Source organism: Salinibacterium sp. SWN1162 (genome assembly GCF_015864675.1).
Classification (GTDB): domain Bacteria; phylum Actinomycetota; class Actinomycetes; order Actinomycetales; family Microbacteriaceae; genus Rhodoglobus.
This window is the reverse complement of sequence record NZ_JADYWT010000001.1, coordinates 1,801,405-1,826,013: the sequence shown is the minus strand read 5'-3', so window position 1 is coordinate 1,826,013 and position 24,609 is coordinate 1,801,405. Positions and strand designations below refer to the sequence as shown.

General features: G+C 60.5%; 23 protein-coding genes. 9 read left to right on the top strand and 14 right to left on the bottom strand.

Annotated features, from left to right (window positions below):
• Positions 1–87: 87 nt before the first annotated feature.
• Entirely contained in the window at positions 88–1,026 is a 939-nt protein-coding gene (locus I6E58_RS08595) for a DnaJ domain-containing protein (RefSeq protein ID WP_197132278.1), read from the bottom strand.
• Positions 1,027–1,147: 121 nt separating this feature from the next.
• Between I6E58_RS08595 and I6E58_RS08590 the strand changes: the two genes are divergently transcribed.
• Together I6E58_RS08590 and I6E58_RS08585 are read left to right on the top strand one after the other, a co-directional pair.
• The gene (locus tag I6E58_RS08590) at positions 1,148–1,633 is read left to right on the top strand and encodes a glutathione peroxidase (RefSeq protein WP_197132276.1); all 486 of its coding nucleotides are present in this window, start codon (positions 1,148–1,150) and stop codon (positions 1,631–1,633) included.
• An 11-nt stretch (positions 1,634–1,644) separates the two neighbouring features.
• Positions 1,645–1,929, top strand: coding sequence for a GNAT family N-acetyltransferase (locus tag I6E58_RS08585; RefSeq protein WP_129071383.1), 285 nt, complete (start codon positions 1,645–1,647; stop codon positions 1,927–1,929).
• A gap of 34 nt (positions 1,930–1,963) precedes the next feature.
• On the opposite strand, the gene I6E58_RS08580 is transcribed toward I6E58_RS08585, so the two are convergent.
• On the bottom strand, positions 1,964–3,535 hold the full coding sequence (locus tag I6E58_RS08580) for a transporter (RefSeq protein WP_197132273.1): 1,572 nt from the start codon (positions 3,533–3,535) through the stop codon (positions 1,964–1,966).
• Positions 3,517–4,254 (bottom strand): ABC transporter ATP-binding protein, encoded by a 738-nt coding sequence (locus tag I6E58_RS08575; protein ID WP_197132965.1) that lies wholly within the window; start codon positions 4,252–4,254, stop codon positions 3,517–3,519. Before I6E58_RS08575 ends, I6E58_RS08580 begins: the two co-directional genes overlap by 19 nt.
• A gap of 158 nt (positions 4,255–4,412) precedes the next feature.
• On the opposite strand from I6E58_RS08575, the gene I6E58_RS08570 reads away from it, so the two are divergent.
• Positions 4,413–4,934 carry an RNase H family protein gene (locus I6E58_RS08570; protein WP_197132272.1) on the top strand — a complete coding sequence of 174 codons (522 nt, stop codon included), beginning with the start codon at positions 4,413–4,415 and terminating at the stop codon, positions 4,932–4,934.
• A gap of 71 nt (positions 4,935–5,005) precedes the next feature.
• Here the strand turns inward: I6E58_RS08570 and I6E58_RS08565 are convergent, their stop codons facing one another.
• The 5 genes from I6E58_RS08565 to I6E58_RS08545 all read right to left on the bottom strand — a co-directional run bounded on the left by I6E58_RS08565 (position 5,006) and on the right by I6E58_RS08545 (position 10,173).
• Positions 5,006–6,304, bottom strand: coding sequence for a M18 family aminopeptidase (locus tag I6E58_RS08565; protein ID WP_197132269.1), 1,299 nt, complete (start codon positions 6,302–6,304; stop codon positions 5,006–5,008).
• A 79-nt stretch (positions 6,305–6,383) separates the two neighbouring features.
• Positions 6,384–7,703: a GNAT family N-acetyltransferase gene (locus I6E58_RS08560; protein ID WP_197132266.1), complete on the bottom strand. Its 1,320-nt coding sequence runs from the start codon at positions 7,701–7,703 to the stop codon at positions 6,384–6,386.
• Positions 7,704–7,724: 21 nt separating this feature from the next.
• On the bottom strand, positions 7,725–8,474 hold the full coding sequence (locus I6E58_RS08555) for a DarT ssDNA thymidine ADP-ribosyltransferase family protein (protein WP_197132263.1): 750 nt from the start codon (positions 8,472–8,474) through the stop codon (positions 7,725–7,727).
• Positions 8,475–8,525: 51 nt separating this feature from the next.
• Positions 8,526–9,689, bottom strand: coding sequence for a GAF domain-containing protein (locus tag I6E58_RS08550; protein WP_231595183.1), 1,164 nt, complete (start codon positions 9,687–9,689; stop codon positions 8,526–8,528).
• A gap of 121 nt (positions 9,690–9,810) precedes the next feature.
• Entirely contained in the window at positions 9,811–10,173 is a 363-nt protein-coding gene (locus tag I6E58_RS08545) for a DUF5997 family protein (protein WP_129073465.1), read from the bottom strand.
• A gap of 37 nt (positions 10,174–10,210) precedes the next feature.
• Between I6E58_RS08545 and I6E58_RS08540 the strand changes: the two genes are divergently transcribed.
• The gene (locus I6E58_RS08540) at positions 10,211–10,930 is read left to right on the top strand and encodes a LysR family transcriptional regulator substrate-binding protein (RefSeq protein ID WP_197132261.1); all 720 of its coding nucleotides are present in this window, start codon (positions 10,211–10,213) and stop codon (positions 10,928–10,930) included.
• Positions 10,931–10,940: 10 nt separating this feature from the next.
• On the opposite strand, the gene I6E58_RS08535 is transcribed toward I6E58_RS08540, so the two are convergent.
• From I6E58_RS08535 to I6E58_RS08525, 3 genes are all read right to left on the bottom strand, one after another.
• Complete coding sequence (locus tag I6E58_RS08535; RefSeq protein WP_197132259.1) at positions 10,941–11,654, bottom strand: GDSL-type esterase/lipase family protein; 714 nt, start codon at positions 11,652–11,654, stop codon at positions 10,941–10,943.
• 236 nt (positions 11,655–11,890) lie between these two features.
• Complete coding sequence (locus I6E58_RS08530; RefSeq protein WP_129071393.1) at positions 11,891–12,736, bottom strand: ABC transporter permease; 846 nt, start codon at positions 12,734–12,736, stop codon at positions 11,891–11,893.
• Positions 12,733–13,752, bottom strand: coding sequence for an ATP-binding cassette domain-containing protein (locus tag I6E58_RS08525; RefSeq protein ID WP_197132257.1), 1,020 nt, complete (start codon positions 13,750–13,752; stop codon positions 12,733–12,735). The genes I6E58_RS08530 and I6E58_RS08525 overlap by 4 nt, the downstream gene beginning before the upstream one ends.
• 78 nt (positions 13,753–13,830) lie before the next feature.
• Between I6E58_RS08525 and I6E58_RS08520 the strand changes: the two genes are divergently transcribed.
• The 4 genes from I6E58_RS08520 (at position 13,831) to I6E58_RS08505 (ending at position 20,015) form a co-directional block, all read left to right on the top strand.
• Entirely contained in the window at positions 13,831–14,598 is a 768-nt protein-coding gene (locus tag I6E58_RS08520) for a hypothetical protein (RefSeq protein ID WP_231595182.1), read from the top strand.
• Positions 14,599–14,626: 28 nt separating this feature from the next.
• Complete coding sequence (locus I6E58_RS08515; RefSeq protein ID WP_197132255.1) at positions 14,627–16,213, top strand: DNA polymerase Y family protein; 1,587 nt, start codon at positions 14,627–14,629, stop codon at positions 16,211–16,213.
• Complete coding sequence (locus I6E58_RS08510) at positions 16,213–19,656, top strand: error-prone DNA polymerase (protein WP_197132253.1); 3,444 nt, start codon at positions 16,213–16,215, stop codon at positions 19,654–19,656. Before I6E58_RS08515 ends, I6E58_RS08510 begins: the two co-directional genes overlap by 1 nt.
• Positions 19,657–19,811: 155 nt before the next feature.
• Positions 19,812–20,015 (top strand): cold-shock protein, encoded by a 204-nt coding sequence (locus I6E58_RS08505; RefSeq protein ID WP_100389010.1) that lies wholly within the window; start codon positions 19,812–19,814, stop codon positions 20,013–20,015.
• Positions 20,016–20,182: 167 nt separating this feature from the next.
• Here I6E58_RS08505 and I6E58_RS08500 read toward each other — a convergent pair whose 3' ends face one another.
• The 3 genes from I6E58_RS08500 to I6E58_RS08490 all read right to left on the bottom strand — a co-directional run bounded on the left by I6E58_RS08500 (position 20,183) and on the right by I6E58_RS08490 (position 23,688).
• Positions 20,183–21,952, bottom strand: a complete 1,770-nt coding sequence (locus I6E58_RS08500; protein WP_197132250.1) for a DEAD/DEAH box helicase — start codon at positions 21,950–21,952, stop codon at positions 20,183–20,185.
• Between the two features lie 84 nt (positions 21,953–22,036).
• Positions 22,037–23,284: a DNA polymerase IV gene (gene dinB, locus I6E58_RS08495; RefSeq protein WP_197132247.1), complete on the bottom strand. Its 1,248-nt coding sequence runs from the start codon at positions 23,282–23,284 to the stop codon at positions 22,037–22,039.
• Positions 23,285–23,424: 140 nt separating this feature from the next.
• Positions 23,425–23,688 (bottom strand): GlsB/YeaQ/YmgE family stress response membrane protein, encoded by a 264-nt coding sequence (locus I6E58_RS08490; protein ID WP_197105618.1) that lies wholly within the window; start codon positions 23,686–23,688, stop codon positions 23,425–23,427.
• A gap of 154 nt (positions 23,689–23,842) precedes the next feature.
• Between I6E58_RS08490 and I6E58_RS08485 the strand changes: the two genes are divergently transcribed.
• Complete coding sequence (locus tag I6E58_RS08485) at positions 23,843–24,604, top strand: SGNH/GDSL hydrolase family protein (RefSeq protein ID WP_197132244.1); 762 nt, start codon at positions 23,843–23,845, stop codon at positions 24,602–24,604.
• The last annotated feature ends 5 nt before the right edge of the window (positions 24,605–24,609 follow it).

Below are 24,609 nucleotides of genomic sequence, written 5' to 3'. Positions count from 1 at the left end.
ACCCTACTCTCCGCGGTAAACGACGAGAGGGCGGTAGCGACCGAGAAAGATGAACCTCGAGCGGCTGCGGAGTGAACCGGAGGATCGCTACTCGACGAAGCGGATGCCGCTGGTGAGTCTCGTGCGCACATCAAAGAGTTCGTTGCCACCGATGTCGCGCCCGCGGCCCTGCTCGGGGCCGGTGCGGAGCAGGTGCGCCAGCACACTCTGACGCACGACAACGGCGGGTTGCCCCTTCACTGTTCCAAGTGAAGCCTGAGGCTGAGCGAGCGCATCATCGGGAACGACAATGACGTAGCACGTGAAACTGACTTTCAATTGTCGGCTAATTGACTTCGCGCGTGCGGCGAGCTCATGCATTGGTTTTTCTGGCGCGACGGCGGGGCCGATGAGTTCGCCGCGCCGCACCTTTACTTCGCCGCCAAAATCTTCCGAGAGCATCGCGAACAGGCCGGTGGGGCCCAGCACAATGTGATCGAGCTTGCGCTCGGGCGGTCCAGTCGAAACATCGTGCCAAATCGTGTAGCCAATGCCCAGATCGCTCACCGTGCGAGCAGTGGCCTCCTCCGCCAGCGCGTCTGCGAGGGTGCGGCGAATTTCACGAGGAGCGCTGCGAACGAGGACGGGGTCGTAAGGGTCATCGAGCGTAACGCCACGCCCTACCCACTCACGCATACTGTCGAGAAAACGTTCGCGACGCCATCCGCCGGGATGACCATGGGTGCGTGCGCGCGGACGGGAATCTTCGCGCGCTGCGGTAGACGGTCGCGCCGAAAAAGGTGAGGACGCGGCCGTGGAGCTATGCGTGCGTGAGCGTGCCCCAGCATCGTAGTGGCGTCGCTTCTCGGGGGTTCCGACGCGTTCCCACGCATCCTGAACTGCAGCAAAGCGCGTCGGGTCTCCCCCGGTGTCGGGATGCGTTTGCCGAAGCGCACGACGGAAGGCCTTCTTGAGCTCGGCTTCGGTCGCCGATGCCTGAACACCGAGTACGTCGTACGCACTCGCTGACATGGGGCTATCGGGCATGAACTCACTCTCGGTGTACCGCTCGAAGCGGAAGCAAGGAAGCTCCTACTTTAGCGAACCTCGCTGGCAACCTTCGGGATGTCGTCGGCGAGCATTCAGACTGCGGGCGTAGTTTTAAAGCGTGACCGACCTCCGAAATATTCCCCTCACCACTATCGATGGCAGTGAAACGACGCTGGCTGAGTATCAAGACAAAGTGGTGCTCATCGTCAACGTGGCATCACGCTGCGGCCTCTCGCCGCAGTATGAGCAACTCGAACAGCTCCAGAAGACGTATGGTGACCGCGGCTTCACCGTTCTGGGATTTCCCAGCAACCAGTTCTTGCAAGAGCTCAGCTCTGAAGATGCCATCAAGGAATACTGCACGATGACGTGGGGTGTGACGTTCCCGATGTTCGAGAAGGTCAAGCTCAATGGCAAGTCCGCTCACCCCCTGTACGCCGAGCTGAAGAAAACTGCTGACGGCGGCGGTAAAGCTGGCCGCGTGTCCTGGAACTTCGAGAAATTTTTGGTCACGCCCGGCGACGAGGTGAAGCGTTTTCGCCCAACGGTCGTTCCGGATGATCCGGCTATTATTGGTGCAATTGAAGCTGCTCTTCCCGCCTAGGCTAGAGAGTTATGGCTACAGACTTTATTCACGAGAAGGACGCTGACCGTTACGTCATGAACGTCGACGGGTTGCTTGTCGCAGTCGCGGATTACCGCACGAGCGACACCGCCATTTCGTTCAACCACACGTACACCCAGCCCGCACATCGCGGGAAAGGGTATGCCGCCCAGCTCATGAAGTTTGCCGTCGACGACGTCGAGTCCACGACGTCGCTGAAGATCGTGCCGATGTGCTGGTACGTTGCCGAGTGGTTCGATCGCAACCCGGAGCGCGCTGAGCTTCTGACCCGCTAGCTCCCAGCTCGGGAATGAGGCATCCCCGCATCCGCTATTTCTGGCGTTGCAGTTGAACGAGTAGTTCCGGGCCCCGTTCGTCGAGAATTCTTCCGCCCACGCGAACGCCTACAACCAGTAGTGCGGTGCTTAGCGCCAGTCCGACCGCCAGTGCAACCCAACCGAGAGTCTCGTTGAATGTTGCAAAGCCGATGATGGCGATCACCATCTCGGGCAGAGCGAGAACAGCCAACGCGGTCCACGATGCAAACATCGACAGCATGAGGGTAAAACCACCACCGGGGCGAGACTTGAACGGATTATCGCCAGGGGCAGGGACCGAGAATGCGAATCGTCCGGACACGAGAGATGACAGTGCGAGCCCGGTGATGAGTAACCCCAGTGAGATCCCGAGCATGCCGACCAACCGATCGCCGCTATCGCTGATCCAAACGCTGGCCACTGTCAAGATGATCGTCGTGGGAACCGCGAACACGCTGACCGCGATCACTCGCCCCCATCGATCAGCTCGACCGCTCACTGCCGTCTGAAGGTGCAGGCTGAAGGCGGTGTTGTCGTACGACACATCCGTGTAAATCGACATGCCGAGCAACACAGCAACAATCGGCCCGACAAAGAGTAGCCCCGTGAGATCCCCACTAGTGCCCGAATAGAAGAAAACGATCGCGGGAACAAGCGGGATGCTGATGAGCGACTGAGCGTAGCGTGGATCGCGCAGCCAATAAGTGAGCGAGCGTGCAGCGACTGCACCGGTGGGTGTGCCGGAGAATACCGCGAACAAACCCAGCCCTCGTGAAGAGGAGGCGGTTGTGGTCGCGCCAGCGGGTCGCTCAAGCGAACGATCGAGTGCCCACCGCCACACCCCGGTAGCAGCGACCAGAGTTGCGAGACCGATGAGCGCGTGGAGCGCAGCGGCTCCGGGATGTCCTGTTGCGAGATCGCCGGGAACCGCCCAGATCGCGCCAAACGGGGTCCAGGCTATGACATCGGAAATAACGGGCAGAATCTCTCTCAGATCTCGGAAGAGTCGAGAAAGGGCAAACACGGCAGGACCGAGCAACAGCAGAGGAATCAGCACGAGCACCGTTTTAGCCTCGCGCGCTCGACGCCCCGACGAAATGCGCACGGTCAGCGCCGCGAGCATCCGTGACCCTACGACGCAGGTCAGGGCTCCGATCGCACCGCAGAAAACTGCAACGACTGCGATCATCGGAGTCTGCCACCACACCAGACTCGTTGCAAAGGCTGCCAGCGTTGTGATGATCCCTGGCACACCGAGCAGCCCGCTTGCGGCAAGGGCAATGAGCAGCGTCGTTACAGGGATGGGGAATGTCGCGAGCTTCGCTGGCTCAACAGTCTCATCAATCCCCGAACTTAATAGCGGTAGGAATGTCCAGCCGAGGATAAGAATCGCGCCGCCGATTACCGTGACAGTTCTGCCAAAATCTGAGGGAGCCGAGCTGAGAAACACAAGGCCGACCACAGCCAGCAGCAGCGTGAACAAGCCGTAGAGGGTGCCGAGAATGACGGCTACTGCTTGCCACGGGCTGCGAGTCAGCGCATTGGCGAGAAGGCGAAAGCGCAGCCTTACGAGATGCGCAACCATTCCGGGCCCTTTCCCTGGCGGCGGCCACCGACAAGTTCCACGAAGCGATCTTCGAGGGTCGACGACCCGCGCACTTCATCGGTCGTTCCTGATGCCAGCACGCGGCCATCGGCAATAACTGCGACGTGGTCGCACATACGTTGCACGAGGTCCATCGCGTGGCTCGAGACGATCACAGTGCCTCCCGATTCAACAAACCCATTCAAGATGTCGCGGATGTTGGCGCCGGAGACCGGGTCGACCGATTCGAAAGGTTCGTCGAGCACGAGCAGCTGAGGGGCGTGAATCAGGGCGCAAGCTAAAGCGATTTTCTTGGTCATGCCCGCCGAGTAGTCGACAACGAGCGTTCCGCTCACGGCGTCGAGGTCGAATAGCTCGAGAAGGTCAGCAGCGCGCTCAGCGACGACTGAGCGCTCCATCCCGCTCAATAGTCCAGCGTAGGTAACGAGCTGCAGCCCGGTGAGACGATCAAAAAGCCGAACGCCGTCGCTCAATACGCCAATTCTCTTCTTGGCTTTGACGAGATTGCTCCACACGTCGAGGCCGTGAACGGCGATCGACCCTTGATCCGGCCGAAGAAGTCCCGTGGCCATCGATAAGGTGGTCGTCTTCCCCGCACCGTTGGGGCCGACGAGGCCAAAAAATGAACCGCGCGGCACGCTGAGATCGACGGAGTTGACGGCAACTTTCTCGCCAAACCGTTTAGTAAGTCCGATGATTTCGAGCGCGGGGAGATGAGTCGGGTTTCGGGCACAGGTCTACCCTAAAACCGAACGACGCTCAGTGAAGCAATCGCCGCACAATCTCGGACGATAACCAGCAACTAGAGTCGAGGGGACGCAGTTTTCTGACGTCGCAAGCTTCTCGAAAGGGTGTCATGACGATTACTGCTGCTGCTGACGGCTCCGCGCTCGGCAACCCGGGCCCTGCTGGCTGGGCCTGGTATGTCGACGACAACACGTGGGCTGCTGGTGGTTGGGATCACGCCACCAACAATCAGGGCGAGCTCATGGCAGTACTCCAACTTTTTCGCGCGACGGCTCATATCGACGATGATCTGCTCATCTTGTGCGATAGCCAATACGTCATTAACTCGGTGACGAAGTGGATGCCCGGCTGGAAGAAAAAGGGATGGCGCAAGGGTGACGGCAAGCCCGTCATGAATGTTGATCTGATCAAACAGATCGATGAAGCCATCGTTGGTCGTCGCTATCGCTTCGAGTGGGTGCGAGGCCACGTGGGTCATCCCCTCAATGAAGCGGCAGATGTACGCGCCCGAGGAGCTGCTGAAGCTTTTCAGCGCAAAGCGGTATGTCCCGTCGGTCCCGGTTACCCCGGTGCTTCTGCGACAGATGCGAGCCTGCCCGGCGCAACAGACGAGATCGCTCCGCTGTTTTAGGTTGCGGTTCTGCCGCGGGCGAGTGCCCGCGGCAGAACCGAGCCAGACGACCCGGTCGCCTAGCTCGTGGCCTATTCCGGAGCGAAGAACGCGGCGATTGCGCGGCTCAGCGCTATCGGGTCAGCAACGCCGCACAGCTCGCGTGCTGAATGCATGGAGAGCAACGGCAATCCCACATCGATGGTGCGGATGCCCAGGCGAGTTGCCGTGATCGGGCCGATCGTCGAGCCACAGGGCATGTCGTTGTTAGAGACGAACTCCTGATAATCGACTCCCGCTTGCCGGCAGGCGCGAGCCCACTCAGCGGCGCCGAGGCCGTCGGTGGCATAACGCTGGTTGGCGTTGATCTTGAGTAGCGGGCCCCCGCCGAGTCTCGGACGGTTGGCGGGATCATGGCGCTCGGGATAGTTCGGGTGCGCAGCGTGGCCCGCGTCAGACGACAGACACCATGAACCTGCGACGGCGCGCATCCGATCAGTTTCAGAACCGCCCAAACCGGCGCTAATGCGCGCGATCAGGTCGGCGAGGAACGGCCCGCCGGCGCCCGAGCGTGACGCCGAGCCGATCTCTTCGTGATCGAAAGCAACGAACAACGGGATGTGGTCGAGCTTCGTGTCGAGCCCAATCAGCGCGACGAGCCCCGCGTGCACCGACGACAGGTTGTCGAGCCGGCCAGAGGCGAAGAGAGCGTCGTCGAGACCGAAGACCGCGGCAGCGGCAGTATCGGCGACCACAATGTCGTAGCCGTCGATGTCTTCCGCCGAGCGGTTCGTGGCTTTGGACGAGAGAATGGATGCGAGGTGGCCGAGCACGTCAGCATCGTCGCGTTCGCCGAGGCCAAACATCGGGTTCATGTGCGCCTGGCGCTTGAGGGTGAGTTTGTCGTTGACGCCGCGGTCCAAGTGAATGGCCAACTGCGGGAAGCGCAAGAGCGGCCCGGTGCGCACCAGTTCAGTGCTGCCATCACGGAACGTGACTCGCCCCGCGAATTCGAGCTCGCGATCAAGCCACGAGTTGAGCAATGGCCCACCGTAAATCTCAACGCCGGCCTGGAGCACGCCTTCCGACCCGGTCGTGGGCTTCGGCTTGAGTTTAAAACTTGGGGAGTCAGTGTGAGCGCCGAGGATACGAAACGGCGTAGTGCCGACCGCTTTGGTTGGCTGCACCCACGCTGCGATCGCGCCATCCCGGATAACGAAGTATTTGGCGGCCTTGCGAGTGCGCGAACCGTTCCAGTCATCAGCTTCATGAAGTTCCGTGAAACCAGCGTCTCTCAATCGGCGAGCAGCTTCGGCTACCGCGTGAAATGACGAGGGGGAAGCGGCGACAAAAGAGGCAAGATCGTGGACATGTTCCAGGGCAGCAGTCATGCGACTATTGTCGCACCACTCGCAGCCCCTTTCCCGCCGGAGCGGTCGTCAGCGCCCCGCCGGCACGCGTCGAGAGCGGTTAGAACCAGACGCTCAACCACGGAGTCGTTGCAGAGTGAAAAATGCGCGCGACAACAGCGCCAGCACCCGGTGTGAGTTCAACAACATGGCCGGCGGTAATCAACGACGACACGGATACTCCCCCGAGATAGAGCGAGCTGAGCTCGTTCACCGATAACGACACCGCTGGCATACCCTCGGGAAGATCTTCTACAGCGCGGACGGTCGGCATCCCCGCATCATCGGTTTCGAGCACGAAACGACCGTTCGCGAAATCAAGCTCGTCGCTGACCTCGAAACCGATCTGGCCGGCGCTGGAATACGTGCGGGCGTTCAGCGAGGCCGGGACGTCGAGGATGCGAAGCCACAGATGATCAATGGGCGACACGCGCGCAGAACGCATGTCGGAGAGCATCCAGAGCAAGGGTTCATCGACCGAGCGCAACTCCGCCTTGACCTCACGGACGAGATCGACTTCGAGTACGAAGCGCCAGAGTGCCTCGTACGCTTCCGGCGTTTCGGCGAGCAAGTAGTCAACCGTGAGCTTGTGGTTCGAGAAATCGAGGCCGCCGCCAGCGACGCGATACACGACGAATCCGCGCGGAGTGCCATCTTCATCGTCAAAGCGAACCACGCGAGTGTGCTTGGTGTAGTCCTCTTCGCCGGGTGCAGTTCCAGCAATCCGCTCCCACAAAAGCGGCCACGGTTTGATCTGGCCGGGGTGAGAGAGCCGGACGCGCTCGAAGACCGTAGGGGCTTCGGCAACGAACACCGATGGTGCAACATGTTGAAGCACGCCGCGACGCTCGCGTACCGGAATAGCAGCGCGTGTCGTGTCGATCGTGAGGTCGGCCGCGAAGACTGCCTGACCGAAGCCGAAACGGCCGTAAATCGTGGATTCTGAGACTGTGAGCGTTGCCATCGGCAGGCCCATGTCGACCGCGGAACGCAGCTCGCCCTCGAGGAGAGCACGGGCGATTCCGCGACGGCGGTGAGTGGGCGACACCGTCACTGAGCTAATAGCCCACGCGTCGATGCTGCGACTACCGGGGACAGTGACCTGTTCTCTCCACGAGCTCACCGTGGCGACCGGCATCTCCGGAGCAACCAGCTGCTTATCCCAGACACCAACGGTGCGCCGATAGATGACACCAGCAAAAGCCGAGTCGACCTGCTCCTTCGACATCGCTGGACCGTGAAAACCGCGAGAGTCAGCCTGGAACCATGCCTCGAAGGCAGCTCGATCGGAGGTGTCTACGAGGTCGTACTGAAACCCACTTGCGGCAAGAGAAGCTGCCGAAGTGAGATCAACAGGATGGTGAGCAAAGTCGTTGGTCATGCACCAACGGTATCGCGAACTTTACTGAATGAACCATGGCGGATAAACGGCCACCTTGGTCTTGAACGAAGCGCCATCGAGCAATGCCTTAACACGCTCGCGAGCCTTGTCGCTCGCCACGCCCACGAGCTGAACATCGTCGAACGCGAACGAGCCATGGATGAGCACTTCGGCATCGTCGGTAAGTTCGTCAGACCGAAGGTTGCCGAGCATGCGCGTGATTGCGGTTTCATCGGTCGCAAAGCGGGTGAGGCTGGCTGCGGCATCGCCGTCTGCTAACACAGCGTCTTCGCCGAGAGCGCGAACGGTGCTCACGAGAAAGACGAAATCCGTGGGGGTAGCGGTGCGGGCGGCATCCGACCAACGAGGCTCGACGGCCCCGGCGCGCAGTTCACGCCACGACGTGGATTCTGGCACGAGGCTGAAGGGAACATAGCGGTTGACGGGCTCGCCGGTGGTCAGCGCGGCAGACTCTCGAAGCTCACGAGTGAGTGGAGAACTGATGTCAAGGATTGCGTCTTCGATCGAGGCCGCGGCAACGAGCTGGCCTTCTCGGAGAATGCTCTCGAGATTGCTGATGTGCGTGACGTGGTAGACGCGCTGATCAGAGAGTGAAGGGACCTTCGCACTGGAGGCCCGAGGCGTACCGGGAACTCGCTTAGAACGAGAAGGGCTGCTGGCGCGCGTTACAGGCTTGACAGGGACTGCTTTAGGGAAGCAGGAATCGCACAGGCCATTTTCGAAGCCGTGGATACACTCGGTGCCAGACATAGGGTCCTCTCTCGGAGTTCAGAAATGACCTCCGTATCCAAGGTACGGCAATTATCGACGCTGTATTGCCGACTCTGCACGTCGAGCGAGTTCTCGAAGAAGAGTTTCATGGCTGAGGTCGAAGCGTCGTGGTTCGGTATCGAAGACGCAGATAGCTCCAACGATGTCGCCGTGGGGATTGGTAATGGGAAAGCCAGCGTAGAAACGGATACGCGGTCCTCGCACCACCCAGGGATGATCGGCGAAACGCTCGTCTTTCAGTGTGTTTTCCAGCACTACGAGACCGCGCGTAGTGAAAGCGCGGCTACAGAAGGCGCCTGCCTCTTCGCGTCGCATATCCCCTACTCCAGATATGGAGGTGAACCAGTGCGCTTCTTGATCATGGAAAGTAACCGCCGCTCCCGTCGTGTCAAAAAGCACTCGCGCGGATTGTGTGATCGTGGTCAACGAGTTCGAGACTGCTGTCGTGGTGAGAGTCGTGTTGTCGAGTACAGCGAGAGGCGTTGCGGTTGAAGGGATCGAAGCCGGTGGCAGCGCAACGCGAGTGAGTTGCGCAGCCACGGCTGGTGCGACCTCTCGAGCCCAGTGCGCGTAGGTCGGGCTGTCAAGAAGAACCTCAGTCGTGCCTTCTCTTGCGGTCGCGGCAACGAAAGTGACGCTGGCGCGAGCGGCACACAGTTGCTCGCTAATGTCGTTCAGGTTCTGGATGTTGCGGTTGATAACTGCCACAAGTGGCGAGGGCAGCGAGACAAACCCATCGATGGGAGCGATGCCCAAGATCGAAGTGTGGAGAGCGCCACCGCCGGAATCTCTGATGGTGTCGAGGAGGGTTGTGACCGCGCGGCGCCAACCGAAGAGCGAACGAAAATGAAGAACTTCGCCGCCACCGAGGGTCAGAACGAGTGCATCGTAGCGATTCAAACGTGCCCAGTTAATGACGACGCCAACGTCGGCGTTAGACATGGTCGGATCTGAGACGATATCGACGCTGCACCCCCGGCGCGTTAGCGTCGATAGCTCGCGGGCTAGATGGCCCCCAAGACCGAGCTCATGAGTATGCACTCCGAGACCGGAGGACTTTCCGGGGCCCACGAGCAGCACTTTGTCGGGGTCTGGGCCAATAGATTCGGCGCGCGGATCGTCGCTCGGCGCAATGAGCGCCCGCCAACGTTGCGGATAAACCGCGAGCCACAGTGTGATTAACGGCCACGCCAATAGCGCAGCATAGCTACGAAACAATCGAGTCCCCACCTGAATACCCAGACACGGGCACTCTAGGCTGCTCAGTATAGAGTTGAATACTTTTCAGTACCAGCAAGACTGAGGAAAAATGAGATTATTTGCGTGCAGCCTTCGCGGCGCGCTCGGTCTTCACGCGAGCATTTTCCTCATTCACGGCGGCGTGAACGGATCGCTCGGCAACTAGCCACTCTGGCATCTCAACGAGGAGCGCTTTGATTTCAACGGTCGTCATGACGTCGGGTGCGCCAGCGCGAGCAAGCCCGGACGCTGAGACACCGAGCTTCTGGGCTACAACCGAGCGAGGGTGCGGACCATCAGCGCGCAGTTTTGTGAGCCACTCCGGTGGAGTGGCAAGAAGTTCAGCAAATACTTCGCGGCTAATTTCGGAATCACGGAACTCTTCCGGAGCGGCGGGAAGGTAAATTCCTAGCTTCTTGGCGACTGTTGCGGGCTTCATGGTCTGGACTGGCACCCCCCAAGACTAACCTGAACACATGCCAACATCATTCACTGTCGCCTTTGTCCTCGGGGCGACGCCCGGCAAATGGTCGCGAGTCTGGAGGGAGCGGCTTCCGGAGACCCCGATCGAGTTGGTGCCCAGCGAGCAAGCTGAGGCGCTGGCGATGCTCGCAGCAGGCACTGCTGACGTAGCACTCGTGCGCTTGCCGATTGATCGTGCTCTCGACAGCGACCGCCCGTTGGCGGCAATCCCGCTCTATACGGAGCGCGCCGTTGCTGTCATCCCTAAAGATCACGAACTGGCTCAAGGGGACGAAATAGCTCTCGCTGAACTTGCTGCTGTGCAACTTATCGATGACGAGTGGCGCGCCGCAGTCGACCTCGTTGCGGCCAATGTTGGAATCACGGTGATTCCCCAAGCGGTTGCCCGCGCGCTCATGCGCAAGGACGTCGTCTCGCGAATCATCAGTGACGGCCCAGAGTGGCAAGTCGCCGTAGCCTGGCGCGATGGTTCCGTAGATCCCTTGGTTGAAGAGTTCATTGGGATCGTGCGGGGACGCACCGCCAAAAGCTCGCGTGGCACCGCCGGTGGAGCAGAAGCGGAGGAGGCGGAGTCGCCGAAGCGGGCTCCCCGAGCATCCGGTACAAAGAAAGCTCCATCGCAGCGCGCTGCCGCCCGGTCGTCCGGGGCTAAAGCGGCGCCGAGGCGCCCAGACCGGCCTGCATTTAACCGAAACAAACGCCGTAAGGGCTGACGTTGTTTGCTTAGCTCCCGGAAGGGCGCGAGGGGAACTGTGCTACTACAGCAGGAACAAGGCTTGCTGCCCACTCCTGGTAACGCGACCGACCCTCGATATTTTCTGCGTCTTCAGCTGCCGGCCCAAACTCGATGCGGTGAACGCGATCGTGGGCGCGCGTGATTGATTGCAGTTGCTCGTTAAACCCGTTGGCGGTGTGAGCCATACGTCGTTGATAGGTCGCGGTAAAGGTCGACATTTTCGGCGTGTTGCAGTCAACCAAGAAAACTTGAGTGGTGGTGCTTGATTTCTTGAGCACGTCGGTGACAAGTGCTTCAAGCTGATTGCCCCACAGCTTGGGAGGAGTGAGCGAGAGAATCTCGAGGGTTCCGAACGACAGAATGACAATGTCAGCGTCGTCGAGAACGCGGGGGGTCAGCCTCTTTCTGGCGCTCTTCGCTTGGAGCCCGGGAGCAGTGACGGTGATGACTTGGGTTCCGCGTTGCGTTCGTGACGTCAGTGCGCGAGCAAAAGAGCCGCCCAACGCTAGTTCGTGAGACGCGACGCCGTATCCGATGACGATTCCCGAGCCGCACAGTACGACTTTGTGGGGATTGGGGCCTTCAGCGCGAACCGTGGCGGCGTCCTTGGGGCGTGGGTAACCGCGCCAAGAATTGGCCGAAACGCGCACCCACATAAAGATGAAAATCTTCATGATGACGTGTTCTAGGGTGGCGAACATTTCGCGAACTCCGTTTCGGGTAGCGCCGGAGAGGGTCGAAGGGGTGAGGTTCAACGAAGCTTCCCGGCGGGACGGGTTGCTCTAATTAGGCGAAGATTATCACCGAAAAACCGCCATTCCTAGAGCAGAGCCCAAAATGATCGCGCTCTCACCTCTGCGCTCAAGCAAAGACGTCGCGTTGTGCGCCGATCACGCCGCTGTCGCAAAGCATAAGGAAATGCTCTTATGGCGCTCCACTAGCGGCTGCTGATGTGTGCAAATTTGCGCACCGCGAGAGGAACGAAAATCGCAAGCATGACGGTGATGCCGATGAGCACCGTGAGCACAGGATGCTGTTGCGTCCACACCTCAGACTGGGCTGAGCCGGCAGGTGTATTGCCGAAAAGCTCGCGAGCCGCTTGCACGAGAGCGGAAACCGGGTTGAACTCGGCAAAAATTCGCAGCGGAGTAGGCAGCGTTTCGGCGGGAACGAAGGCGTTGGAGATGAACGTCAGCGGAAAGAGCACCAGAAATGACACATTGTTGATAACTTCGGGGCTGCGCACGCTCATGCCGATATAGGCCATGACCCACGAGAGCGCGTAGGCAAAGAGCAGCAGGAGAGCAATCGCGGCAATCGCCTCGAACGGGCTCGATTTGATGCGCCATCCCACGATCAAACCGGTCGCCATCATCACGATCATGGAGATCGAGTTGATGAGAAGGTCGCCGTTAGTGCGGCCGACCAGCACCGCTGAGGGGCTCATGGGTAGGGTGCGGAAGCGGTCGATGATGCCGTCTTTGAGGTCTTGCGCCATCGCCGACCCGGAATAGGTGGAGCCAAAAACAACGGTCTGCGCAAAGATGCCGGCCATGATGAATTCGGCGTACGTGCTGCCCGGGATATCGATGACACCGGCGTAGACATAGGTAAAGAGCAGCACGAACATGATGGGCTGCAATGTCGTGAAGACCAGGATGTCAGGCACGCGCTTGATCTTGATGAGGTTACGCCGGGTGGTGATCCAGCCGTCGTTGAGCCAATTCATCAAAGGCGAAGCTGTGGCGGTGCTCGGTGTCGCGGTGGGAATGGTGGCGGTCATTTCTGGGCTTTCTGTGCTGATGCGGCTTCCGTGGTGTCCGCAGTAGTTGCTGTGTCGTCATCAGAGCTAGCCGAGTGACCGGTGAGCTTGAGGAACACATCATCGAGAGTGGGGCGTCGCATGCCCGCGTCGTAGAGCGGGATGCCACGGCTGGCAAACTCGGTAAGGATGAGCTGCAGCGCGGCGGGGGCATCTTCTGCGTTGACGGTGAACCCGCGGCCGTCGAGGCTCACGGCGGGTTCGGTACTGCCGAAGCGCGTCAAAATCTCGCGGGCGGCGGGCGCGTCATCCTGAGACACCAGGCTGAGTTCGACGCGCTGACCGCCGATGGATGCTTTGAGTTCGTCTGAGGTTCCTTGGGCGATGACGGCACCGTCGTCGATCACGGAAATGCTGTCGGCGAGCTGGTCGGCCTCTTCGAGGTACTGGGTAGTGAGGAGAACTGTCGTGCCCTCCCCCACGAGCGTCGTAATGATGTCCCACATGCCGATGCGGCTGCGGGGGTCTAACCCGGTGGTCGGCTCATCGAGGAAGAGCACCGGCGGTCGCATCACGAGGGCGCCAGCGAGGTCGATGCGACGACGCATGCCACCGGAAAATCCCTTGACCGGGCGGTTTTGGGCTTCGGTGAGGTCGAAGAGGTCGATAAGTTCGCGTGCTCGCGCGCGCGACTGCTTGGCGCCGAGATGGTAGAGCCGGCCCACCATATCGAGGTTTTCGAAGCCAGTGAGGTTCTCATCGACGGCGGCATACTGCCCGGAGACCCCGATCATGGGGCGAATGCGTTCGGGTGATGCGATCACGTCGACACCATTGATGGTTGCTGTGCCGGAATCAGGGCGTGTCAGCGTGGTGAGTACCTTGACCGTGGTGGTTTTTCCCGCCCCGTTAGGGCCGAGAAGTGCCGTCACTGTGCCCTGAGGGACCTCCAGATTCAGTCCGTCGAGGGCATGCACCGGCGCAGCCCCTTTGGGCGTATACGTCTTCTTGAGGCCTATTGCTTCGATATAACTCACGGAGTAACGGTAAGCGATGGCGGTGACATCCGAAAGACACGCCGGTGGATGTCGTACGCAATTGACACACTCGAACATATGTTCGAATATGAACAGGTGTCCCCTGTATCCGCCTCTGTCGCTTCAGCGACCGCTGAAGGCCTTTCTGCTGCGGAACGCGTGGCTGAGTTGCAAGCTCGCATCGGCCAGATGCAATCTCGCACGCTCAGCTCAAAGCTCATTCCCACTCACCCCGCTATTGCTTCACTGCTGCCCGGCGGTGGCTTGCAGCAAGGCAGCGTCTATTCGGTTGATAGTTCGGCGATGCTCCTGATGACACTCTTGGCGGCGCCCTCCGCCGCCGGATCGTGGTGCGCCGTTGTGGGGGTGCCCGAGTTCGGTATTGAAGCGGCCCACCGTTTCGGGGTCGACCTTGAGCGACTCGTGTTGGTGCCGCATCCGGGAGATCAATGGTTGGCCGTCACAGCAGCGATCGCCGACGTAGTCGACGTCGTGGTGGCGCGGCCACCCCGGCGCGCATCAGACTCTGCGGTCGCCAGGCTCGCTTCGCGCCTACGGCAGCGCAAGTCAACGCTGCTCATGGTTGGCTCCTGGCCACAGAGTGAAGCGATGGTGTCTCTCGGCGAGAGTCATTGGCACGGCATTGGTGATGGCCACGGACACTTAGCGGCGCGCGAGGTCACGATCACGGTCACGAGCAAGAGCGCGGGCCGCCCCCGCAGCGCCCGAGTGTGGTTGCCGGATGCTGCGCAGACCGTTCGTTCGTACAGCGCTGCCGATTCCCCTGCCGTATCGGATGTGGCTCCTCCGCAGTTGAGGCCGGTTCAACACCGGGTGTCGGCATGATGGTGCTGACGGTGAAGGTGGTGAAAGCATGAGCGCGGCCTCAGCGGTTCCCGAAGCGCTACCGCGGGTGCTTGTGGTGTGGGTTCCGGACTGGCCCATTGTCGCTGCTCGCCAGCACGAGAAATTGCCGGCTGATGCTCCTCTTGTCCTTGTCGAGAAAGGTCTCGTATTTGCGGCAGCGGCATCCGCTCGCACCGAGGGTGTGACGAGGGGGTTGCGGTTGCGGGAGGCCCAGTCGCGTTTTCCCAGCATTATTGACCGGCCCTACGATCCTGCTCTTGATAGCCGCGCCTTTGAGCCGGTGATAGCCGCAGTAGAAGAGTTGATTCCCGGGGTGCAGCTGTTGCGGCCCGGCAAGTGCGCAGTAAAAGTGCGCGGCGCCGCCCAGTATTACGGCGGGGAGAAAGCTGCCGCGCTGACATTGATCGCACGGGTAAATGAAATCGCGGCCTCTGATGCTCGGGTAGGCGTGGCGGATGCTCTCTTTACCGCGGTTCATGCTGCCCGCAGCACGATCGCCCACGACCCTGGTGTGCGCGCGAGCCAGGTGCGGCTGATAACAGCCGGAGACTCTGCCGCGTTCCTCGCCCCATTTCCGCTGGCGGTGCTGGAGGAACCCCAGATTGTTGCCCTTCTTCTGAAGCTCGGCATTTCCACACTCGGTGAGTTTGCGAACCTTGATCGCACCGATGTGCGCGTTCGCTTCGGCGAGCAGGGAGCGCGATTGCATGCTCTCGCCAGCGGTAGCGACCCGCAGGCGTTTGTGGCCCGCACTCCCCCGCTCGACCACGATGTTGTCCTTGACTTTGAACCGGCGCTCGACCGCGTTGACCAGGTGGCATTTGCGGTTCGCAGCCGGGCCGATGATTTTATTGATGCCCTGATGCGGGCACAGCTGGTGGCGACGGCAATCCGGGTCGAACTCGATTCCGAATCGGGTGAGGTCGCCGAGCGCGTGTGGCTGCATCCGCGTTCCTTCAGCGCCAGCGATGTTGTCGACCGGGTGCGGTGGCAGGTTCAGGGCTCCAGCCTCATCGAGGCAGGGCTGAGTTCGGGCATTAGCCGAGTGCGCATTGTGCCCGAAACAGTGGATGAGATCGGTCACCACGAGACTGGGCTCTGGGGTTCGGGGCTGGAACCCCGCATTCACCACGGCCTTTCTCGAGTGCAGAGCATGCTCGGCCATGGCGGCGTTCTCGTACCCTCGCTTGAAGGCGGGCGCACCCTCGCCTCGCGACAGCGGCTTACAGCGTGGGGCGACCGCAGTGTCGCTGAGCGATCACCACAACGCCCGTGGCCAGGGGCGTTGCCCGACCCGCTGCCGGGAACCGTCTTTTCGAGCCGTCATGCTGTGCATATTTTTGCCGCCGATGGTTCTGCCGTAGAGGTGGATGAACGGGGCCACGTTCTTGCGCCACCCGCCCAGTTCTCGACTAGCGACTCTCGATCGCGCAATCTCACGGCCTGGGCCGGCCCGTGGCCTCTGGCTGAGCGCTGGTGGGAGGCGGGCTCGTCGGGCAATTCGTGGCGATTTCAGGCCGTAGATGACACCGGCTGCGCCTGGCTTCTCGTGCTCGATGACGGCGGCTGGTGGGCGGAAGCGAGGTATGACTAATGGCGTGGAGTAATCCCCCGATCCCGTGGAAGCAGCTTGAGCGCACCCTGTCGGGGTTCGGTGCGGTCACTCCGATCGGCGAAGCCGGCGATGGGCGTGCCCTGTCTCTCGTGTCGAGCAAACGAGCGCCCTACATCGCACCCGCGGGGCCGCCGACTGACGCGACTACGGTATCCGCTAGCGACACTGATGTGGTGCCCTACGCCGAACTGCACGCGCACTCGAGTTTCAGTTTTCTTGACGGCGCGAGCATGCCCGAAAAGCTTGCCGAAGAAGCTGCCCGCTTGGGGCTCAGTGCACTCGCTCTTACTGATCACGATGGGCTGTATGGCATCGTACGCATGGCGGAGGCTGCGGCCGAGTTGGGGCTGCGCACACTGTTTGGAGCTGAGCTATCGCTGGGCCTCAGTGGTCCGCAAAACGGTATTGCTGACCCCGAGGGCGACCACCTTCTGGTTTTAGCGCGCAAAGAAGAGGGCTACCACCGCCTCGCTTTGGCGATTACTCGTGCCCAGCTTGCCGGCGGAGAAAAGGGGCGGCCACGATACGACCTTGATGAACTGGCCGAGTTGGCTTCAGGTCAGTGGTTCATTCTCACCGGATGCCGCAAAGGAGCAGTGCGTCGAGCGCTGGCGGGCCCCGAGGGATCGAATGCTCCCAGTGCGGAGTCAATGATCGCGGCAGGAGCAGAGCTCGACACACTGTGCACGCTGTTTGGCCACGATTCGATCGTCGTAGAACTCTTCGACCACGGCTACCCCCTCGACTCGGCCTACAACGATGCCCTGTATGGCCTCGCCACCGAGCGGGAGCTGCGGGTCGTTGCCACCTCAAATGCGCACTACGCCACTCCCCGCCAACACCATTTACATTCTGCAATCTCGGCGGTACGAGCCCGGCGCAGTCTTGATGAGATGGATGGTTGGCTCCCCGCAGCAGGCACCGCCCATTTGCGGTCGGGGGCGGAGATGGCGGCACGGTTCGCTCACTATCCCGGAGCAGTGGCCGAGACGGTGAAGATTGCTGAAGAGGCAGCTTTCGAGCTGCGGCAGGCTAAACCTGCGCTGCCCGACCAAGACGTTCCTGAAGGCCACACTCCGGCGAGCTGGTTGCGTGAGCTGACCTGGGCGGGAGTGAAAGACCGTTCCATTGAGTTGTCCGACGAGAATCGGGCGCGCATCCAACGTGAGCTCGATGTGATTGAGGAGAAGAGTTTTGCCGGCTATTTCTTGATCGTGCACGACATTGTGGCTTTTGCGCGCGGGCGAGGAATCCTGTGTCAGGGGCGTGGCTCAGCGGCGAGTTCTGTGGTCTGTTATCTCCTCAAGATCACCGCGGTTGATCCCATTCGCTACAAACTTCCCTTTGAGCGTTTCATTTCGGCGATGCGTGAAGAAGAACCAGACATCGATGTCGATTTTGATTCCGAACGCCGCGAAGAGGTCATTCAGTATGTTTTCGAACGCTATGGCCGTGAGAACGCCGCTCAAGTGGCCAATGTCATTCAGTACCGTCCGCGATTCGCCGTGCGGGATATGGCGAAAGCACTCGGCCATAGCCCCGGGCAGCAGGATGCGTGGTCGAAACAAATGGAGCGTTGGGGTTCCGACATTTCGGGGATCGACCACGACATCCCCGATTCGGTGTTGGAGCTAGCCCAGCAGGTCATGAAGTTTCCCCGGCACTTGGGCATCCATTCGGGCGGCATGGTGTTGACGCAGCGTCCGGTCGGCGAAGTGGTGCCGATTGAGCATGCGCGTAAAGAAAAGCGCACGGTGGTGCAGTGGGATAAAGATGATTGTGCGTGGATGGGGCTGGTCAAGTTCGACCTGCTCGGCTTGGGCATCCTCTCGGCCATGCACTACAGTTTCAATCTCGTTGACGAAGCGCTCGGTGAGCGCTGGGATCTCGCCACGATTCCGGCCGAAGAGCAGGGCGTCTACGACCAACTCTGTCGAGCGGACGCCATCGGCGTCTTTCAAGTCGAGAGTCGCGCTCAAATGGGGCTGCTGCCGCGCCTGCAGCCACGCGAGTTCTATCATCTGGTCGTCGAGATCGCTCTCGTGCGCCCTGGTCCGATTCAAGGCGGCGCTGTGCACCCCTACGTTCGGCGCAAGATGGGCGCCGAACCGATTACCTATTTGCACCCGAATCTTGTGGAACCGCTCGAACGCACGCTCGGCGTTCCGATCTTTCAAGAGCAGCTCATGCAAATTGCGGTGGCGGTGGGCGGGTGCTCGGCTGACGATGCGGACCTGCTGCGGCGAGCGATGGGCTCTAAGCGCGGTATCGAACGAATCGACAAGCTCCGCACCAAGCTCTACACAGGCATGGCCAGTAACGGAATTACGGGGGCAGACGCCGATCGTATTTACGAGAGCATTCAAGCGTTTGCCGGGTTTGGCTTTGCTGAAAGCCACGCGCTGAGTTTTGGACTGCTCGTTTATGCCAGCGCTTGGGTGCGATTGCACTATCCCGCAGCTTTTCTGGCGGCATTACTGCGGGCGCAACCAATGGGCTTCTATTCGCCGCAATCGTTGGTGGCGGATGCTCGGCGCCATGGTGTGGTGGTGCATGGCCCCGACATCCAGCTCTCGGGGGTTTTTGCTTCTCTCGAGTCACACGAAGGTCGCTCGGGAGCCACGGGCAATGATCAGTGCCTTGCCGCCGAACAACCGCCGGTCGGTCCATTCGATCGTTCTGCGCACTTTGATACCGACGACCACCGTCGTGACGGATCTTTTGCCGTGCGCCTCGGATTTGACGAAGTTAAAGGCATCGGCACGCCGGTAGCCGAAAAAATTGTGGCTGCTCGTGAGGCCGGCGAATTTACGTCGATGAACGATGTGGTGCGCCGAGTGGGGCTCACGACGAAACAATTAGAAGCGCTGGCGGCGGCGGGAGCATTCGAGAGTCTCGAACTCACGAGGCGCGAAGCGATGTGGAACGCTGGCTCGGCGGCACAGGATCGCGCAGAATTTTTGCCGCACAGCATGGTCGCGGTGCAACCTCCCCTCTTCTCGATGGCCACCCCGGTCGATGACCTCATGGCTGATCTTTGGTCGACCGGAATTTCACCCACGAGCCATCCCGTTGCTCATATAAGGCCCGCCCTTGCGGGCCGCGGTGTGCTGAGCGCCCGTGACCTCATGACCGCAGAATCGGGGCGACGCATCGAAATTGGGGGCGTGGTGACCCACCGCCAACGTCCCGCAACAGCCAGCGGAATCACTTTTATGAACATTGAGGATGAGACGGGGCTGATCAACGTAATTTGCAGCGTCGGGGTGTGGGGGCGCTATCGCCGTCTCGCTCGCGATAGTCCTGCACTCATTGTGCGCGGGGTGCTAGAGAGGTCTGTAGACGGCGTTATCAACGTGGTGGCAGACCGGTTTGAACCTCTATCAGGGCTCCCGCGTACCCGGTCTCGGGACTTTCAATAGTGACTAGTTCATTACCGTTATGTGACTTTTTCGAAATACATGCCACATACAGCGCTTTCCTGCTATAGCCTTGTCTTATCGTTCATGTTCTAGATAAAGGCATGAATGCGGCCTCGACTGTCGGGGCCTGAAGAACGCTCCTGGAGGAGTTTTAAATGGCACTAGGTACCGTCAAGTGGTTCAACGCAGAAAAGGGCTTTGGATTCATCGCCCCCGAGGATGGAAGTCCTGACGTGTTCGCCCACTACTCGGCCATCGCAACAAATGGCTACAAGTCGCTCGACGAAAACCAAAAGGTTGAGTTTGACATCACACAGGGACCCAAGGGTCCCCAGGCGGAGAACATCCGCCCCCTCTGATCTTGATAGTTCAGTAATGAAGACGCCCCCGGTTCTATACCGGGGGCGTTTTCTTGTTAACAGCGAAGCCCACACTCGCGAGCACGCGGTATCCGCGACTTCTCTTTAGCCTCAGCCTCAGCGCCTCGGATAGCTCTCAGAGCTCTCCGAGTGACGAAACGCCGCTACTACGAGTGGATGCCTTTGCGCAGGTAATCGATTCGGGTCTGCAGCTGTGTCACAGTGGCCTGGGCGACCGCAGGACCGCCACACACGCGGCGGAGCTCCGCGTGGATTAGTCCGTGCGGCTCGTTAGAAAGCTTTGCCCTGCGGCCTACGAGGTTGTTCAGCAGAGTTCGCTGCTCTTTGAGCGTGCGATACAGCGGAGCGGGTTGTTCGGCTTTCGGTCGGCTTTCGGCACGCTTTGATTGCCGTTTCTGACGCTGCATGAGCAGTTCGCGTACTTGCTCGGGCTCCAGAATTCCGGGAAGCCCAATGAAGTCGAGCTCTTCGTCACTGCCGGGCTCGGCGGCAAAGCCGAATTCGGCACCATCGAATAGCACGCGGTCGAAGTTTGCTTCTGATTCAAGCGCCTCCCACGTGAACTCATCCGCCAGTTCGTCACTTGTCTTTTCTTCACGGTTTTCCGCGTCAAGAAGGCTGTCATCAAGCAGTTCATCGCCGGTCTCTTTGCGATCGAGGGCGTGATCACGTTCCTTCTCGAGTTTGCCAGCCAAGTTCATGAGGTTCGGAACGCTCGGTAAGAAGATCGACGCGGTCTCACCACGCCGACGGGTACGTACAAAACGGCCAACAGCCTGAGCGAAGTAAAGCGGGGTGGATGCCGACGTCGCGTAAACCCCAACGGCTAACCGCGGAACGTCGACGCCCTCGGACACCATGCGAACCGCTACCATCCAGCGGCTATCGCTTTCAGCGAAGGTCTCGATGCGCGACGATGACTCTTTCTCGTCAGAGAGAACGATTGTCGCGGACTCCCCCGTGATGTCTTTGATGAGTGCGGCATAGGCGCGGGCCGCGAGCTGGTCTGTTGCAATGACAAGCCCACCGGCATCGGGAACGGAATGGCGGATCTCGCTAAGACGGCGATCCGCGGCTCGCAGAACGGCCGGCATCCACTCACCTTTGGGATCGAGTGCGGTGCGCCACGCTTGCGCCGTGACGTCTTTCGTGTCGCCTTCTCCGAGGCGCGCTTCCATCTCGTCGCCCATGCGAGTGCGCCACTTCATCTTGCCGGCGTATGCCATAAAGATCACAGGGCGAACCACGCCGTCTTCGAGCGCGCGCCCGTAGCCGTAGCTGTAGTCAGTTACCGACGTGCGGATGCCCTCGTGGTTGGGCGCGTACGTGACGAACGGAATGGGGGCGGTGTCGCTACGGAAGGGTGTTCCCGTGAGAGAAAGCCGGCGGGTGGCGCGGCCGAAAGCAGTGTGGATCGCGTCGCCCCAGCTGAGGGCATCTCCACCGTGGTGTACCTCATCGAGAATTACCATGGTACGGGCGGAATCAGTGATCTCTTGGTGGAATGACGCTTTCATCGCGACTTGCGCGTACGTAACGGCGACGCCGTGAAAACGACGGCCTCCCCATGCATCGCCGTTGGAGAACGAGGGGTTGAGGCGCAAGCCGACACGGTTGGCGGCATCTGCCCACTGGCGCTTGAGGTGATCAGTCGGTGCCACAACGGTGACGCGATCGATCTCACGGCGGGCGATGAGCTCAACGGCCAACCGCAGCGCGAAGGTCGTCTTTCCTGCGCCCGGTGTTGCTGCCGCGAGAAAGTCGCGCGGTTCTTTGTCGAAGTACAGGTCGAGAGCTTCTGCCTGCCACGCACGCAGTTTCGACGCGGTTCCGCGGGCGGCGCGCTCGGGGTACGACGGCGAGAGATGTTCCGCAGCGAAGGTGCCCACGGTGGGGGCTGGCAATGGAGTACTCACTTGATAAGACTTTACCGTTCACTTCTGACAGCCGCGGTCGGGCAGGCTGCATTTCGACGAGGAGGGAGGGATTCGCGGCGAGAGCTAGTCGCGTTGTCCAAGCCGGGGCCGCTCTGATCGTTGGGAGCCGAGCAGCCGGGCGGGGCCGATAGCGCCGGTGCCGAACCGAGCGGATGCTGCCTCCATGGCCTCTTCGGCATCCCGCCAACCATCGGTCGTATCCCACAAGCTGATCTGCCCGCCTCCGGGTTCGACGAGTTGCTCACCGCGCACGCCAACGAGACGCACCGGGCGGCCCTCGCGCGCAAAGTCAGCGTAAATGTCGCGCACGGTCTCGTACAATGTGCGGCCGAGGTCGGTGGGGTCGGCAAGCTTACGAGATCGAGTAATGGTGCTGAAGTCCTCGAAGCGCAGTTTCAGCACGACGGTGCGGGCTTCCACTCCACCAGCCCGCAACCGGGCGGCGACTTTTCCACAGAGCCGAAGCAGTTCACGACGGATCTCGTCGGCATCGAGCACGTTGTATTCGAACGTGGTCTCGTGACCCACGCTTTTCTCGGCTGCTCGTTCGACAACGGGTCGAGGGTCATTGCCCCAAGCGAGATTGTGCAGCTTAACCGCTCCTGCTTCGCCGACGGCACGCATCAGAGTGTCACGGTCGGCGTGCGCGACATGCGCGATGGTCGTTAGCCCGCGCTGCTGAAGGGCCTCTGCAGTCTTGCCGCCGACGCCCCAGAGCGCTGAAATGGGAAGGGGGTGAAGAAAAGCGACGGTCTTATCTGCCGGGATAACCAGAAGTCCATCAGGCTTTGAAAGCCCGGAAGCCACTTTTGCTACGTACTTCGACGCGGCGGCTCCGACCGAGCACACCAGCCCTGTTTCTTCGAACACGCGCTTTCGCAGCAGAGTGGCCACCTCGATCGGTGAACCATAAATCGCACGGGCTCCTGCAACATCCAAAAAGGCTTCATCGATGCCGAGGCGTTCGACCTTGGGGGTGAGTTGGTCACAGATGTCGAAGACGACCGAAGAGAAATGCTGGTAACGCTCGAAGTGCGGCTCGAGCACGATGGCGTGGGGGCACCGGCGAAGTGCCAGCGCCATAGGCATTGCCGAGTTCACACCGAACTTGCGGGCCTCATATGTTGCTGCGGTGACCACGGATCGCACCGAGTTGTGCCCAACAATGACGGGCTTACCCACGAGCTCCGGATGATCCAAAAGCTCCACGGAGGCGAAGAACGCATCCATGTCTACATGGAGGATCGTGGCGGTGCTGTCATCGACGTCCGCCGCGGTTACGTGCCGCGTTCGACCGTCTTGCTTACCCATGTGCCTATTATCTCAGGTGCCGCTGACGTTGGAGCTTCGCCATCGACTCGGCGCCCGCGCCCGGTGACGTTGTGCGGACGCAAAAAGGCGGTGCACCGAAGTGCACCGCCCTATTTGTGAAGCTGTCTAGCTAAGAGTGTTTAGCGACGTGAGCCGCGCGTGATCAGACCATAGAGGAAGAGCACGAGCACCGAGCCGCCGATAGCGACGAGCCAGGTTTCGATCGAGAAGAACTCTTCGAGGCCGATACCAAAGATGGCGCCTCCGACGAATCCGCCGACAAGAGCTCCTACTACACCGAGCAGGAGCGTTGCGAGCCAACCGCCGCCTTGGCGTCCGGGGAGAATAGCCTTAGCAATAGCGCCGGCAATAAGTCCTAGGACAATCCAACCGATGATTCCCATTGTGTGTTCTCCAAACGGTGTTCAAGTAGTTTTCGATGTGAAAACCAACAAAGAAGACTTAACCACGTGCCCTGCATGGGGGGCAAACCAACTCAGGCTGCTCTCAGGAACTACTCGGGTAGCGCACAGTGAAATTTTGAGACAGGGTAGTTATATGCAACACGAACATCCTTGGAACAGATATGTCGCTATCGGTGACTCGTTCACCGAAGGCATCGGAGACCCAGAGCCCGCCTCCCCCGGCGGTAATCGCGGCTGGGCGGATCGCGTGGCGGAAGTGCTCGGTTCACAAAAAGCTGACTTCGCCTATGCGAATCTCGCCATTCGTGGCCGGCTGCTCAATCAAATCGCCAGCGAGCAGCTCACACCGGCGCTCGAGCTCAAACCAGACCTCATTAGTGTGTCTGCGGGTGGTAACGACATCATCCGCCCCGGATCGGATGCGGACGAGGTCGCCGGTCGAGTTGACGAGCTCGTGGGTAAGCTGCGTAGCGATGGAGCCACAGTTGTGCTTTTCACTGGCCCAGACATCGGTATGACTCCGGTTCTGAATCGAATGCGTGGCAAAGTTGCGATCTACAACGAGAACATTCGTGCGGTCGCGCAGCGTCATGACGCGATCGTTGCCGACATGTGGTCACTCCGCGAGCTAGGAGACCCCCGCATGTGGGCGCCGGATCGACTGCATTTCTCCGCAGTGGGGCACCACACGGTCGCCCGCATGGTTCTCGCGGCTCTCAATGTTGAGAACGACCTAGAGCCCTTCCAGCCGGAGCCGCTGCCGCCGCGTCGGTGGCGCCACGCGCGCGTCGAAGACATGGGGTGGGCTCGGGAGCATCTGGTGCCCTGGGTCTTGCGGCGGGTGCGCCACCAGTCCTCAGGTGACAACATTACGGCTAAGCGCCCCGGGTTCTGAGGCCA

Excerpts from the sequence above, each read along its gene's own strand:
- I6E58_RS08595 (WP_197132278.1), bottom strand. The coding sequence starts at position 1,026 with ATGCCCGATAGCCCCATGTCAGCGAGTGCGTACGACGTACTCGGTGTT.
- I6E58_RS08585 (WP_129071383.1), top strand. The coding sequence starts at position 1,645 with ATGGCTACAGACTTTATTCACGAGAAGGACGCTGACCGTTACGTCATG.
- I6E58_RS08580 (WP_197132273.1), bottom strand. The coding sequence starts at position 3,535 with ATGGTTGCGCATCTCGTAAGGCTGCGCTTTCGCCTTCTCGCCAATGCG.
- I6E58_RS08570 (WP_197132272.1), top strand. The coding sequence starts at position 4,413 with ATGACGATTACTGCTGCTGCTGACGGCTCCGCGCTCGGCAACCCGGGC.
- I6E58_RS08565 (WP_197132269.1), bottom strand. The coding sequence starts at position 6,304 with ATGACTGCTGCCCTGGAACATGTCCACGATCTTGCCTCTTTTGTCGCC.
- I6E58_RS08560 (WP_197132266.1), bottom strand. The coding sequence starts at position 7,703 with ATGACCAACGACTTTGCTCACCATCCTGTTGATCTCACTTCGGCAGCT.
- I6E58_RS08555 (WP_197132263.1), bottom strand. The coding sequence starts at position 8,474 with ATGTCTGGCACCGAGTGTATCCACGGCTTCGAAAATGGCCTGTGCGAT.
- I6E58_RS08545 (WP_129073465.1), bottom strand. The coding sequence starts at position 10,173 with ATGAAGCCCGCAACAGTCGCCAAGAAGCTAGGAATTTACCTTCCCGCC.
- I6E58_RS08540 (WP_197132261.1), top strand. The coding sequence starts at position 10,211 with ATGCCAACATCATTCACTGTCGCCTTTGTCCTCGGGGCGACGCCCGGC.
- I6E58_RS08535 (WP_197132259.1), bottom strand. The coding sequence starts at position 11,654 with ATGTTCGCCACCCTAGAACACGTCATCATGAAGATTTTCATCTTTATG.
- I6E58_RS08530 (WP_129071393.1), bottom strand. The coding sequence starts at position 12,736 with ATGACCGCCACCATTCCCACCGCGACACCGAGCACCGCCACAGCTTCG.
- I6E58_RS08520 (WP_231595182.1), top strand. The coding sequence starts at position 13,831 with ATGTTCGAATATGAACAGGTGTCCCCTGTATCCGCCTCTGTCGCTTCA.
- I6E58_RS08515 (WP_197132255.1), top strand. The coding sequence starts at position 14,627 with ATGAGCGCGGCCTCAGCGGTTCCCGAAGCGCTACCGCGGGTGCTTGTG.
- I6E58_RS08510 (WP_197132253.1), top strand. The coding sequence starts at position 16,213 with ATGGCGTGGAGTAATCCCCCGATCCCGTGGAAGCAGCTTGAGCGCACC.
- I6E58_RS08505 (WP_100389010.1), top strand. The coding sequence starts at position 19,812 with ATGGCACTAGGTACCGTCAAGTGGTTCAACGCAGAAAAGGGCTTTGGA.
- dinB (WP_197132247.1), bottom strand. The coding sequence starts at position 23,284 with ATGGGTAAGCAAGACGGTCGAACGCGGCACGTAACCGCGGCGGACGTC.
- I6E58_RS08490 (WP_197105618.1), bottom strand. The coding sequence starts at position 23,688 with ATGGGAATCATCGGTTGGATTGTCCTAGGACTTATTGCCGGCGCTATT.
- I6E58_RS08485 (WP_197132244.1), top strand. The coding sequence starts at position 23,843 with ATGCAACACGAACATCCTTGGAACAGATATGTCGCTATCGGTGACTCG.